The organism is Coraliomargarita algicola, assembly GCF_033878955.1.
Classification (GTDB): Bacteria; Verrucomicrobiota; Verrucomicrobiia; order Opitutales; family Coraliomargaritaceae; genus Thalassobacterium; species Thalassobacterium algicola.
Map to the genome: position 1 here is coordinate 3,360,443 of NZ_CP138858.1, position 12,746 is coordinate 3,373,188.

Consider the following 12,746-nt stretch of genomic DNA (forward strand, 5'->3'; position numbering starts at 1 on the left):
TTTGATTTTAGGCTCGACATTTTGCTCCTTAGTGCCCATTAATCAAAGGTTTATGCCGCCTCGGGCGGTTTTATCCACAGAAGACACATACTCATTAAATGAGAAAAAAGATCATTAGCTCGCGCAAATTCATCAAGCCTTCTTTCAGCTATTTAGTTGAAAAGAAGCGTGACGGTGGCGAATTCTCCGACGAAGAAATCCGTTTCATAGTCGATTCAATTTTAGACGAAGAAATGCCGAAATTTCAGCAGGCTGCCTTCGCTATGGCAGTCTTTTTCCAAGGCATGTCCGCACAAGAGACGGCTGTCTTTGCTGAAGAAATGATGCTTTCCGGTGAGGTCATCGACCTCACCAAGATCACACGCCCAAAGATCGACAAGTATTCGACAGGTGGCGTTGGTGACAAAACCACCTTGGTTTTGGCTCCATTGGCGGCTGCCTGTGGCGTGGTGATGCCCACTATGAACGGTGTGGACGAAGAGTACATTATCAGCAATCTGGATAAGCTTTCATCGATTCCCGGCTTTAATCCTGTCTTGGACTTAAAGGGCTTTCATTCGCAACTGAAGAAGGTCGGTTGCACCTTCATTCAGCAGGATCCGGAAATTGCACCCGTGGATAGCATTCTATATCAGATGCGCACGGAAACGGGCACGATTCCAAGTTTACCTTTAATTACCGGCAGTGTGCTTAGCCGTAAGCTGGCTGAAGGTGCTGAAGGTCTGGTGATTGACGTCAAGTGGGGGAACGGCTCTTTTATTAAGGATGTCGAGCAAGCGAAGCAACTTGCACGCTCCATCACACGTGTCGGTCGCTCCATGAAGCGTCGTTGTGTGGCCTTGGTTACGGATATGAATCAGCCGTTGGGCGATACTGTGGGCACTGGGCTTGAAATTAAAGAAGCAATCCAGCTGCTCAAGGGCGAAGGTCCAGAAGACTTGCAAGAGTTGGTGCTCAAGCTCGGCATGGAAATCGTGCGTCTGGCAGGAGTTGCCGGCTCGACGCTTTCCGCAAAGCAAACTGTGCAACGTCACTTGAAGGATGGTTCTGCGCTGCAGAAGTTTAAGGATATGATTGCGGCGCAAGGGGGCGATATTTCTGTGATCGATGATCCGGAGAAATTCCCGACTGCGAAGCACGTTCGCAAGTTGCCTGCGCCCAAGCGTGGTTATGTGCACACGATTAATGCGGGGCTGATCGCTGAAGGGGTCGCGAAACTCGCCAAGAAGAAGAATGGTAGCTACGATCCTGCTGTCGGAGTTTCTGAAATCAAAAAGGTCGGCACGCAGGTGAAGCAAGGTGAGCCACTTATGATGATTCATTACAACGACGAAGCGAAGATGGAAGAAGCGCTGGAGTATCTTAAGACTGCTTATCGTCTCGCGCCCAAGCGCCCGAATCCACCAGAATTGATCGTCGAGCGCGTCGCATAGGCGAGCTGTCGAGTTATTTTATCAAAGCCCTGTCGTTGCGTCGGCAGGGCTTTTTATGCTCCAGAGCTTAGGCTCGTTTCGAAGTGCGAGGAGCTGTTGCGCGCCATTCCAGTATGCGCCGGTAGAGGTGCCAGCGGGCGTAGGCGCTGACGGCCACAATTGCGCCTAAGGTGTCGGCGATCCAGTCGGCGACCTCGACGCTACGCCCCGGCGTGAGTGATTGGCGAAACTCGTCGCAGCAACCGTAGGCAGAGGTGATGACCACCGCGGTGATGAGGTCGCGGCAGCGCCGTCTCCTCAACCAGGGAGTGCGAAGGATGGCTGTAGCGACGAGTCCGAAGACTAAGAAGTGCGCGAGCTTGTCTTTTGAGAATTGAAAGCCGAGGTCGGGCGTGGCGAGGCGCGGAGTGCTTGAGGCTGCGAAAATCGCTAGAATTAGTAGGGCGGGCCACCAGTAAGCGCGCGGGATTTTTAAAAGACGAGTCGGCATTATAAACGCTTCATGTATTTTTTGCCGTTGTTGTCGATGAAGAGTACGCGTTCTTGCTGGATCACCATCACTTTGAGCCCGAGTTTATAATTTACAAAGTCGCCGACGCTATAGGCTTCGCCATTTATAATAACTTTGCTAGCTGTATCGGATAGTTTTACGCCAGTGATTTTTGCCTGTCCCAGCCATTGGATGCTGTCTTGGCTTGGTTTGGCGTCAGCTCGTGCCTGGGCTTCGGCGGCGGCTTGAGCTTCTTCCTCGGCGGCTTGAGCTTCGGCAATGGCTTTAGCCTCCGCGGCCTCGCGCGCTTTGCGTAATTCGTCGACCACGCTGGGCATGGGTGTGGCTTCTCTGCTGACCTGTGGTGAACTGTGAGTGCTGGCTTGTGGAATGACGATGCTCGTAGGTGCAGGCTCGGCTGCAGCCGGTGTTGGAGTGGGCGCTGGAGTGGGCGCTGAGCGGGGCACAGTTGATTGTGTCGTGTGTGCGATTGCTTGTGGTTGGGAGTCGCCCTTGAAAATGACGATGCTCAGGCCCACGACCAGGCCGATGAGTACTGCGACGGCGATGACCAAGCCGATCACCAGCACCGGGCTCATGCCGCGAGCAGCGGTGCTCGCGTAGGCGGCTGAACTTTGCTCGCCAGGTTGTGCCATGCGGTTGGGGCTGCGGTCACGTTGGGCTTTGCGAAGGGCTTGGTTGATTAGGCTCATGATCGATGTAAGCGGTTGATGTCCTTTAGGGCGCGGCGCACGTCCCAGTAGTTGACCTCATTGCCGTTGCGGATGAAGGTGGAGAGTAGTGATTTATCGCAGATATTATTAATCATGCGCGGGATGCCCAAGCTGCTGCTTGCGATTTTTTTGATCGCGCGGGGCGTAAATTGTGGCTGTCCGTTGCTACCGACCAGAGAGAGGCGGTGTAGCACATAGAGTTGCACTTCTGTCTGGTTGAGTGGTTTCAGATCGTAGTGTACGAGTACGCGCTGTCGAAATTGACGCAGGCGATCCTCTTTGAGTTTTTCATTCAGTTCGGGTTGCCCCATCAAGATGATCTGTAGCAGCTTTTGGTCGTAAGTCTCTAGGTTGGAGAGCATGCGTAGCATCTCCATCACTTCGAAGGAAAGGTTCTGCGCCTCATCGATGATGACTACGATCTCGCGTCCGGCATGGATGCGTTCCAGCAATACGTCATTTATCTTATCGAGTAGGTCGTTGCTGGAGCGTGCTTTGACGTCTTCGCCGAGCTCTTTCATGATGCCGCGCAAGAGTTGTGTCTCTGATACGCGTGGGTTCAGTAGTAGTGCCGTGTCGATCTCTTTGCGGGAATCCAGCTCTTCTAGCAGTTTTCGGCAGAGGGTGGTTTTGCCGCAGCCGACTTCGCCTGTGAGTACGATAAAACCTTTTTTGTCCTCAATTCCATAGCGTAAGTGCTGTAGCGCCTCTTCGTGGGTGGGGCTGAGAAAGAGGAAACGCGGGTTAGGCGTTACGTGAAAAGGCATTTCCTTAAATCCGAAGTATTCGAGATACATAGTGCTTAGGTTAAATTACCCTTTCCAAGTGCCGGAAAATGGCCTTCTTTGTCGTTTCTGATGTCAAAAAATTCTGCCCAGCGAAAGGAACGTGCTTTAGTGCTCATGTTGATGGGCATGTTATGCGTGTTGGTCGTGTTTTTTGGCGGGCTCGTAATGAAGACGCATCGTGAGTATATGAACTTCAAAGCCCGCGAAAATAGAATCGAGGCCAAGCTCATACAAGCTCGAAAAGAGTTTGAGCAAAAGGAGTCTTATATGGCGCGCTTGATTGAAGATCCCGAATTTCTAGAGCGAGTGGTCCGCGAGCGGCTTGGTTATGCGCGTCCCGACGAATTACTCTTTCGTTTTTCGGATGAGCCCTAGCGCTTCGCTGCGTTGGGAGTGGATGCAATTTAACGTCTTTTTATCGCTTTGCGTGCCACTTTTTTGATGGTTTGGCCTTGAGATTGCAGGGCTAGCTCTTGAGCGACAGGACTGGTGGCGATGTCGGCGACGGAGCGAGTGACACTGGCGATTCCGCTGGCGGTGCTGCCGACCGCTCCCGCGACTTCTCCCGTCATTTCACAGGCGGAAGAGGCGACCTGACCTGTTGTTTTTACAGTTGTTGTGGCTAGGTCAATGGGTGCTTTAACTACGGAGCACCCCGTCAAAAGTAATGGGATGGCGAGCCGGGAAAGCACATTTGGTAGAGAGCGCATGATCAGGGAGCATTTCGTTCAGTAGGTGGGCTGTCAATGCGAGGGGCTTCAGGCGCGGCATCCATTTTTTGCTCCCTACACGTTCCGTGTTTGCAATTTTATTTGGAGCTTTTATCTCCAGAGCTCATGGCTAATTCTACAAATTCACTGATTGAGTCCTTTAAGCAGGCTGGCCAAGGCCAAGTCTTTCAATTTTTCGACGATTTGGATGCAGATTTGCAAGCAAGTTTGATTGCCCAGGCCGAGACGATCGACCTCGCTGAGGTGAATTCCCTGGTGGAGGAGCATGTTAAAGGGGCGCACGATAGTTCGCTTAATCTGGATGGCTTAGAGCCTGCGCCGTATGAGGCGCTTCCTATCAACGGTGGCGATTCCGCAAAGTGGAAAGCTGCCTGGGATACCGGTTCGGCAGCCTTGCAGGCGGGACGCGTCGCGGCTTTCACTGTTGCCGGAGGGCAAGGCACACGGCTTGGTTATGATGGCCCGAAAGGCACTTATCCGGTGACACCATTGACCGAGAAAACTCTCTTTCAGGTCTTTGCAGAGAAGATCGCACGCTCTGGGGAGCGTTTCGGAGTGAGTATTCCTTGGTTTATTTTGACCAGTGAGATCAATAACGATGCCACGGTGGCTGCTTTTGAGGCGGCGGATTTCTTTGGCTTGGATCGCGACTCGGTACACTTCATAGTGCAAGGCTTGGTGCCTGCGGTCGATTACGAGGGCAAGATTCTCTTGGCTGAAAAGGGCAAAATCGCAATGACGCCCGACGGGCACGGTGGCTCGCTACGTGCATTGGTTCGCAGTGGGGCAATTGATGTGATGAAGGCGCAAGGGATCGACATCATCAGTTACTTCCAAGTGGATAATCCGATTGTGCAGTGCATTGATCCGGCCTTTATTGGATTCCATGTGCTGGGGCAGTCTGAGCTTTCCAGTAAAATGGTGCCCAAGGCATATGCTTTGGAGAAAGTGGGCCACTTCTGTATGCAAAATGGGCAGGCCTTGGTAGTTGAATATAGTGACATGCCAGATGCGATGCAGCAGGAAACGACGCCTGAGGGTGGAATCCGTTTCAATGGAGGCAGCGTCGCCATCCATATTTTTGATCGTGATTTCATCGAGCGTGCGGGTGGTTCCGGGGAAGGGGCTAAGCTTCCTTTCCACCGTGCTGATAAAAAGATTCCATTTGTCAATGCGTCTGGAGAGGCGATTAAGCCAGATGCGCCGAATGGTGTGAAGTTTGAGATGTTTGTTTTTGATGCACTTCCCCTGGCAAAGAACCCCGTCATTATCGAAGCGGCTCGTGCAGATGATTTTAGCCCGGTTAAAAATGCCGAGGGCGTGGATTCGCCCAAGAGTTGTAAGGAGGATCAGTTGCGTATGTTTGCTCGCTGGTTGAAAGCAGCTGGCGAAGCGATCGAGACCGACGAGACCGGGCTGCCTGCCATCACTTTTGAAATCAGTCCGCGCTTCGCTGCGGATGAAGCTGACTTCGTCGCTCAATGGGCCGCCTTGGAGGCTAAGCCAGAGCTTAAAGACGGTGTGGTCATTGCGTAACTATTGCTATCCATTGCTAAATTTTAATTCAACTACTTGAAATCATCATGAGCCTAATCGAAAAAATTGAATCCGCTGGAGCCGCAGGCTCCATTCTTGAAAGCACAGTTGCCAATCTGAAGATTTGGGCCAATGCGGACTTTCTGCCCGAGTGGGTGGGAGCCAGTATCGCCGAACTCGTTGAACGAGAAGAGTGGGATGAACTAAATGATCGTTTCTACCAAAATATGGCTTTTGGTACGGGCGGCATTCGCGGGCGCACCATCGCCAAAGTGCCCGCAGCTGCCGAAACGGGCACGCTCTCGCCACAAGGCACCCCGGAGCACGCTGCAGTCGGCACCAATGTGCTCAATGATTTTAACTTGATCCGTGCCACGATCGGTATGTTCCGCTACGTCGAGAAATATCTCAAGGAGAGCGGTCGGCACGATATGCCGCGGTTTGTGATCGCACATGACGTACGTCATTTTTCACGTCACTTCTGTGAGCTTGCTGCTTCGACTTGGTGCAAGCTTGGTGGACAGGCGCTGATTTTTGAAGGCCCTCGCTCGACGCCACAGCTGAGCTTTGCGGTGCGTCAGTTTAAGGCCACCTGTGGTGCCGTCATTACCGCCAGCCATAATCCGCCGCATGATAACGGGTTTAAGGCTTATTTCGAAGATGGTGCACAAGTTGTTTCGCCCCATGCGGAAGGGATTGTCAATTTAGTCAATGAAGTGGAGCTTGAAGAGCTGACACAATTTCTGGATGTTGATTTGACTCCAGTCACCGTATTGGGTGCTGAGGCGGATCAGCCCTATCTGGATTTGTTGCAGGAAATGGTCGTGGACACCGAGGTCATGCAGAAAATGGCCCCCAAGGTTGTCTTCACGCCGATCCATGGTTGTGGCGCAATTAGTTCTTTGCCTGCATTGAAGCAATTGGGGGTGGAAGTGATCGAAGTGCCTGAACAAATGGAGCCGGACGGCCGTTTCCCGACAGTTAAGTCGCCTAATCCTGAGAATGCCGAAGCACTGTCTATGGCGATCGCTAAAGCCAACGAGACTGAGGCTGATGTGGTGATCGCGACCGATCCTGATGCCGACCGTATGGGAGTGGCTGTGCGTGATCGTTCTGGTGAAATGGTGCTATTGACTGGCAATCAAATCGGCACTTTATTGGCCGAATATCGTATCTCGACATTGAAGGATGCAGAGATCTTGCCTGAAGACGGTTCGGAGAATGCAGTGTTGATCAAGACCTTCGTCACTAGCCCGATGCAAGAAGCTGTCGCTACCTGGCACGGTCTGAAAACTGTGAATACTTTGACTGGTTTCAAGTGGCTTGGTGAGAAACTCGCCGGCTATGAAGCTGAGATGAAGGCCAAGCTCTTTGAGAAAGAGGGATTGGCGGTCGACTATGATGCCTGCGATGTTTGGACGCGTGCAGACCTGATGCTCGATTATTCGACTTTCTTTGTTTTCGGTGGTGAGGAGAGTTACGGTTACCTTGCTACGGACAAGCTGCGCGATAAAGATGCGAATGCCGCGGTTGTGATGTTCTGCGAACTCGCTGCCTACTTGAAAGCACAAGAGATGACTTTTCCTGAGTATTTGGACGCTCTGTATTTGCAGCACGGATACTACGAAGAGAAGACGATCAATATATATTACGAAGGCGCGGCTGGTTCGCAGAAGATTAAGAATATCCTCGATTCCTACCGCAGTCATCCGCCCAAAGCATTTGGTGATGTGACTGTGAGTGGCTTTACCGATTTCGGTCGTGACGAAATTATCGACGCCGACGGCAAGCGCATTCCGCCACAAGATTTCTACTTCTTGGAATTGAGTAATGGTTACAGCTTTGCTGTGCGTGGTTCTGGCACAGAGCCTAAGATTAAGTTCTATGTCTTTGGTCGTTCTGATGTGATGGAGCCTGAAGAATTACCGCAGGTTAAAGCCGCCGCTAGCGAAGTCATGCAAGCTATGCTTGCCGCTATCGATGCGGACGCTCGTGAGCGCGCTGAAGCCTAGGCGCACGCGATCCGTTTGAGACTTTTGTAATCGTCGCACGTGGTGCCTCGGCAGGCTTGATTCTTTCTGCCGACGGCATCGTTGTGCGTCGCTATTTGCTGGAGTGGGGCGTTCGCTCGAGTTCTTGCTCGAGTCGCTTGATCAACGCTATCAGATCTTCCTTGGGGGCCGCTTGTTTGGACTGCTCGGAAATTTTTTCGACTAGTTGACTAATCCTTTCACAAGCCTGCACCCGACATAGGCCTAAGAGTTTGTGAATGATCTCTTCTTGCTCAGTCTTTTTGTTTAGAGCATAGGCGGTCCTAAGCTTATCAAGTTCTTCTTTAAAGGATTGATTGTATTCAGCTTGTAATTCTTGCAAGCTCATCGGGCCGTTCTTCGAGAGATACGCGAGTAAATCGCTTCCAGTATTGTTGCGACTTTTACGATGGTGGCATTTTAGTAATTTCTTAAGCTTTTCGGGATCGAGTGGTTTTTCGATGAAATGATTGAAGCCCGCAGCGATGCATTTTTCTTCGATATCGACACTGTTGTAAGCGCTGAGTGCGATGAACTTTGGATTGTTCTCACCTTGGTGCTTTTTGAAGTAGGCTTCGACGACTTCGATGCCGCTCATTTGCGGCATGTTGATGTCTAAAATCACAATTTCGTAGCTGAAGCTGTTGAGCTTGATCAGCGCGTTACGACCATTCTCTGCGACGTCGATCTCCGCTCCCATACTGTTCAACACGGCGGCACTGATATAGCGATTGAAGCCCATGTCGTCGGCTATCAATACACGTTTACCTTTTAGAATTTCTGAGAGTTTGGATTCCTGATTGGATTTGATTTTGCGTCGGAATAGCTCCAGCTCGAATTCTAGGTTCAGCACAAAACGAGCGCCCCCTTGATACTCTGTGTCGAGCTTGAGGCTGCCTCCCATGAGTCGAGCCATTTCGGCGGAGATGGTGAGCCCTAGTCCAGTGCCCGGGATATGGCTCATCTCACTTTCCGGTAGACGTGTGAATTCTTCAAAAATTAAATTTTCATGTTCTTTGGGCACTCCAGGGCCAGAGTCGATGACTTCGAAGCAGGCTTGTACGGATTCTTCTTTCGTTTCATAGCTTAGGATTAGCCGGACTGATCCCTGCTTTGCATACTTGATCCCATTGGAAACTAGATTGATGAGGATCTGACGCAGCAGAACTGGATCGCCCTTCCAGTTGTGTTTTATTTCGGGCTTTTCAAGTTCAAGTACGATGCCTTTCTCTTGTGCCATCGCAGATTGGATTTGGATGACTTCTTGCAGGAGTTCGCATGGGGCAAAGCTTTCGACGCGCGTTCTCAATTTGCCAGCTTCCAGACTGGAGTAATCGAGAGTTTGACTGAGCAGTTGGTTTAAATGCTGGCTGCAGCTATATAGGTGGGTGATTTCTTCGGACTCCATGCCCTGCTCTTTTTCTTGCAGCCTGAGGAGTTGCGAAATGCCGATGATTCCGTTGAGAGGATTCCGAATCTCGTGGCTCATGCTTGCGAGGAAGTTTTGTTTCGCTTTATTGGCCTGTTGTAATTTTAGCTTTTGTGCTTCGAGCTCGCGGGTTCGTTGTTGAATGATCGCTGTGAGACGTTCATTTCGTATGCGAAGACTTTTGTTTTTTAAGTAGTTAAGTCCAAAGAGGATCGATAGGCCAAATGCTATGTAAGAAACATAGGCATAGGGGGTTTGATACCAAGGGGACGCGATGTTTAGTTTAAGCGTCGCTATTGTTCCCTTGCGGCCAAATTCGTCAATCGCTCTGACTTCGAATGTATACGAGCCGCTGGATAGATTTGTAAATTTACGGTGTGTGTATGTATGTGGCTCTGACCAGGATTCATTAAAGCCTTCGAGTCGTGTTTGATATTGGATGACTCTGAGTGGGGTGGGTGTAGCTGCGTATTCGATAAGAAGAGATTTCTGGGGGAATCCTAAGTCTACATTCAGGGGAGCGGGGCCTGCTCCATCATAGTAGAGTTGTTGCGTGTCCAGTTCGCTGATACGGGTGATGTGGGTTGTGGGAGTCACATAGGAGGGCATCTGCGAGAGATTGTAACGTAGGATCTTTTTGCTGCCGCCTACCCACAATATCTCATTCGAGTTTTGATCGATTTCTTGAAATAGAGCTCTGACTTTACCTGCCAGATCGAGCGAGGGTAAGTGGTATGGGCTCCAGCTATATTGCCCCTCGTGCCAGATGAGTTTTCCTACTGGGTTATTCGAGTCGCTTCCATTGGGGAGGTAAATGATCCAGCCTGTTTGCTCGGGAACCGCGGAGTAGGCTAATCCGTAAGCATCATTGCCCAAATCGTCGCCTAAGATCGGATTGTAATCAAACATTTCCGTGTTATTATCATAGGTATAGAGGCCCTGATTGCTTATAATTATGATATGTTCTCCCTGCTGTAGAATATGCGACCAAGTGAATTTTTCAGGTAGTCCGACTTCCTCGCCGAGTGGATGTATGGGGTTTACTTGTTCCCAATCCGTTAACAGCACAGGAGCATTTTCGCTGGAAATGAGTAGTTTCGAGTTCGGCAGCTGAGCTAGCGAGAGTGCGCCTGAGTTAAATTCTTTCAGGGAATCGATGTAATGCCAGCCGGTCTCATCTTTCTGCCAACGACTGACTTTGGGAGGATCTGCTGTATATAGGATGTTTGAGTCGGTATAGCTGGGGTATATGGAGCCAATTTGTCGGGGTGTTTGGATTCGTTGTGGAGTTTCTGAATGGCGTATTGAATTGAAGCCATTAATGTCTCCGTAGATTAAGTCGCTGCCAACGTTTTGTATCGTCCAGATACTAGTGCCGCGGTCGATCACTTGAGGACTGCTTGTTTGACTGGGTGTATTGAGCAGCTTTTTTAAACTGTTGCCGTTCGTGTAGTAGAGCTGCCCGTTGTATCTTGAAATTTCATAGGCAGAGTCTGAAAAGTAACTAAGCGGTAGTCGGGGTAGTTTGAATATGGAGCCAATGCCTGCGCTCCAGATCGTCCCGTAGCGATCCGTCATGCTGTAGTAGATGGGCTTCTTGCTTGGAATCTGACGGGTGGTTTCTCCTCTGGCGTTTATGACTATGACTCCGTTATGGCTTGTGCTGAGTATGATACTATTATTCGGACATGTGAATGCATGTAGAATTTGATAGTCTGCGAGTGTGGGGTGTGTCGGGAAGGCGCGTTGGTATTTTCCGTCTTTTAAGTAGAAGAATCCGTTCCCGACGGTGGCACAGAGCAGGCCATTCTTAGTGTGGCCTAATACGGCAATAATACCAGATGCGACGGCTTCCGTGTCTTCTGCGATTTGTTCGAAGTCCTCACCCGCTAGGTGAAATAGACCAGAACCTCTGGCGTGAATGTAGAGGCCGTCCTTTATCCAGCTGGGCAGGATTCTTCTTTCGTCTTCGAATTTCCACGAACGCTTTTCATCTTGATTCCATTTTAATACATATTCGGAGGTGATTAAGTAGATGGAGTCGTCGCGTGCGTATAGCTTCCAAAACGTACCCAAGTCTTTCCCTTTAAAGGCCGAAGTGAGCTGACTGGTCATGTCGTTAAATTGATACTCTCCAGCTGGGGTGACTGTATAATAACCGACTGACTTTAAGGCCGCTACCCAGATGTTGTTGGCGCTATCAATCACGGTCGACATGACATAGCTGGAATGCCCCGTCTCGGGCATGAGCGACCAGTTTACCCCGTCAAATTTTAGTAGGCCGTTTTCGTTGCCTACGAATAGGTGGCCTTGTGCGTCTTCTATAATCGATGATGAAATTTCGCCAGCTTTATGATCATCTGTGGTGTAGACGGAAAACAGGTGATCGCCAGTTTCGCGATTGTAGGCTTGGGCGCATGGTATGTGTGCGAGCAGCACGAGCACGAGAGAGAGCATGCATAAAGCGAATTGAGAAGGACTGTGGCGATGGCTGTTCATGTGGCGAGAGGTGCACTGGTTCTCGTTTGATGCTAGGCGGCTCTGGACGGGAATGAGGTTCCGTATGTCTGCAATTTAGATGCAGGCCTGAAAAGATCAGTAAAATACGACAAGATTATTTAACTGTCATCGTTTGGGGAGGCGGATCATGCATGGTTTATTAAATATAGGGGTATATTTCTTGCCGCGTTTGTTGCACACTCCTTTACTTCTTGGTGATGAAAGCCTTAATTATTGAAGATGAGAAATTCGTGCGCGAGTATCTCTCGAGCTTGTTGCAGAATGAGTTTGATTTTGATGAGATCGTGCAGGCTGTGGATGGCGAAGTTGGCTGGGAGCTTTTTGAGCAGCAGCCATTTCAATTTATCATTTTAGACTTGTTGTTGCCTAAATTGGATGGAATTCAGTTGGCCAAGCGCATTTTGGCACGCGGGCGAGGGCATCGTATTTTGGCCATATCCAGTGAGTGTGATGACTTTACAGTGCGTGAAGTCTCGCGGAGCGGTATTCTCGGCTTTGTCAGTAAAAAGGACATGTCGCAAGATATTATGAACGAGGCCTTTGCGGAAATATTTGATGGTCACGTTTACTATTCCGCGAGTGTCGTGGAGGTCTTGGAGCGTGTACGTAATGACCCGGATGCATATTTTAAGGTGCTCTCGCAACGTGAACTGCAAGTACTACGATATATCGCTCAGCGTAAGTCCCATGAAGAGATCGCCTCTGAATTGGGCTTGAGCGACTATACGATTAAGCGGCATCGTCATAATGCGATGAAAAAGTTAAACTTGAAGAATGAATCCAGTCTGCTTCATTTCGCTTTGGACAAGGGGATTTTGAAGCATAAGAGTGGCTTGGACTGGAGCGCTTGAGGACTGATTATAGCGGCGCTCAATTTCTTTCACTGCAATTGGTATTTTGAGACCAGTTTTAAGTAATATCCGATTTTTTTCGATTTTTTACCGATTAGTTCCGCTGCAACATGTCGTTCTGTGTAAGTGGACGATTGAAACTGGATGGTGATTTGTTTGACTCCACTTGTGTCGAGAAACTGGTTCATTTTTAGTAGGTAATTC

General features: G+C 49.9%; 10 protein-coding genes. 5 read left to right on the forward strand and 5 right to left on the reverse strand.

From position 1 onward, the window contains the following. The first annotated feature begins 98 nt into the window (after positions 1 to 98). On the forward strand, positions 99 to 1,433 hold the full coding sequence (locus SH580_RS13660; RefSeq protein ID WP_319831405.1) for a thymidine phosphorylase: 1,335 nt from the start codon (positions 99 to 101) through the stop codon (positions 1,431 to 1,433). A gap of 67 nt (positions 1,434 to 1,500) precedes the next feature. Here SH580_RS13660 and SH580_RS13665 read toward each other — a convergent pair whose 3' ends face one another. From SH580_RS13665 to SH580_RS13675, 3 genes are read right to left on the reverse strand one after another with little or no spacing between them, the layout of a single operon-like run. Continuing rightward, complete coding sequence (locus tag SH580_RS13665; RefSeq protein ID WP_319831406.1) at positions 1,501 to 1,923, reverse strand: VanZ family protein; 423 nt, start codon at positions 1,921 to 1,923, stop codon at positions 1,501 to 1,503. Next, positions 1,923 to 2,636, reverse strand: coding sequence for a hypothetical protein (locus tag SH580_RS13670; RefSeq protein ID WP_319831407.1), 714 nt, complete (start codon positions 2,634 to 2,636; stop codon positions 1,923 to 1,925). Before SH580_RS13670 ends, SH580_RS13665 begins: the two co-directional genes overlap by 1 nt. Continuing rightward, positions 2,633 to 3,454, reverse strand: a complete 822-nt coding sequence (locus SH580_RS13675; RefSeq protein ID WP_319831408.1) for an ExeA family protein — start codon at positions 3,452 to 3,454, stop codon at positions 2,633 to 2,635. The genes SH580_RS13670 and SH580_RS13675 overlap by 4 nt, the downstream gene beginning before the upstream one ends. Before the next feature lie 60 nt (positions 3,455 to 3,514). Between SH580_RS13675 and SH580_RS13680 the strand changes: the two genes are divergently transcribed. Next, positions 3,515 to 3,820 (forward strand): FtsB family cell division protein, encoded by a 306-nt coding sequence (locus tag SH580_RS13680; RefSeq protein ID WP_319831409.1) that lies wholly within the window; start codon positions 3,515 to 3,517, stop codon positions 3,818 to 3,820. A 29-nt stretch (positions 3,821 to 3,849) separates the two neighbouring features. On the opposite strand, the gene SH580_RS13685 is transcribed toward SH580_RS13680, so the two are convergent. Beyond that, complete coding sequence (locus SH580_RS13685) at positions 3,850 to 4,155, reverse strand: hypothetical protein (protein ID WP_319831410.1); 306 nt, start codon at positions 4,153 to 4,155, stop codon at positions 3,850 to 3,852. Positions 4,156 to 4,281: 126 nt separating this feature from the next. On the opposite strand from SH580_RS13685, the gene SH580_RS13690 reads away from it, so the two are divergent. Both SH580_RS13690 and SH580_RS13695 read left to right on the forward strand, forming a co-directional pair. Continuing rightward, entirely contained in the window at positions 4,282 to 5,712 is a 1,431-nt protein-coding gene (locus tag SH580_RS13690; protein ID WP_319831411.1) for a UTP--glucose-1-phosphate uridylyltransferase, read from the forward strand. A gap of 47 nt (positions 5,713 to 5,759) precedes the next feature. Further along, positions 5,760 to 7,724 (forward strand): phospho-sugar mutase, encoded by a 1,965-nt coding sequence (locus SH580_RS13695; protein WP_319831412.1) that lies wholly within the window; start codon positions 5,760 to 5,762, stop codon positions 7,722 to 7,724. Between the two features lie 91 nt (positions 7,725 to 7,815). On the opposite strand, the gene SH580_RS13700 is transcribed toward SH580_RS13695, so the two are convergent. Then, complete coding sequence (locus SH580_RS13700) at positions 7,816 to 11,628, reverse strand: hybrid sensor histidine kinase/response regulator (protein WP_319831413.1); 3,813 nt, start codon at positions 11,626 to 11,628, stop codon at positions 7,816 to 7,818. A gap of 260 nt (positions 11,629 to 11,888) precedes the next feature. Here SH580_RS13700 and SH580_RS13705 point away from each other — a divergent pair, with 260 nt between their 5' ends. Beyond that, complete coding sequence (locus SH580_RS13705; RefSeq protein ID WP_319831414.1) at positions 11,889 to 12,542, forward strand: response regulator; 654 nt, start codon at positions 11,889 to 11,891, stop codon at positions 12,540 to 12,542. Positions 12,543 to 12,746 lie beyond the last annotated feature (204 nt).

Excerpts from the sequence above, each read along its gene's own strand:
- SH580_RS13660 (WP_319831405.1), top strand. The coding sequence starts at position 99 with ATGAGAAAAAAGATCATTAGCTCGCGCAAATTCATCAAGCCTTCTTTC.
- SH580_RS13665 (WP_319831406.1), bottom strand. The coding sequence starts at position 1,923 with ATGCCGACTCGTCTTTTAAAAATCCCGCGCGCTTACTGGTGGCCCGCC.
- SH580_RS13670 (WP_319831407.1), bottom strand. The coding sequence starts at position 2,636 with ATGAGCCTAATCAACCAAGCCCTTCGCAAAGCCCAACGTGACCGCAGC.
- SH580_RS13675 (WP_319831408.1), bottom strand. The coding sequence starts at position 3,454 with ATGTATCTCGAATACTTCGGATTTAAGGAAATGCCTTTTCACGTAACG.
- SH580_RS13680 (WP_319831409.1), top strand. The coding sequence starts at position 3,515 with ATGTCAAAAAATTCTGCCCAGCGAAAGGAACGTGCTTTAGTGCTCATG.
- SH580_RS13685 (WP_319831410.1), bottom strand. The coding sequence starts at position 4,155 with ATGCGCTCTCTACCAAATGTGCTTTCCCGGCTCGCCATCCCATTACTT.
- SH580_RS13690 (WP_319831411.1), top strand. The coding sequence starts at position 4,282 with ATGGCTAATTCTACAAATTCACTGATTGAGTCCTTTAAGCAGGCTGGC.
- SH580_RS13695 (WP_319831412.1), top strand. The coding sequence starts at position 5,760 with ATGAGCCTAATCGAAAAAATTGAATCCGCTGGAGCCGCAGGCTCCATT.
- SH580_RS13700 (WP_319831413.1), bottom strand. The coding sequence starts at position 11,628 with ATGCTCTCTCTCGTGCTCGTGCTGCTCGCACACATACCATGCGCCCAA.
- SH580_RS13705 (WP_319831414.1), top strand. The coding sequence starts at position 11,889 with ATGAAAGCCTTAATTATTGAAGATGAGAAATTCGTGCGCGAGTATCTC.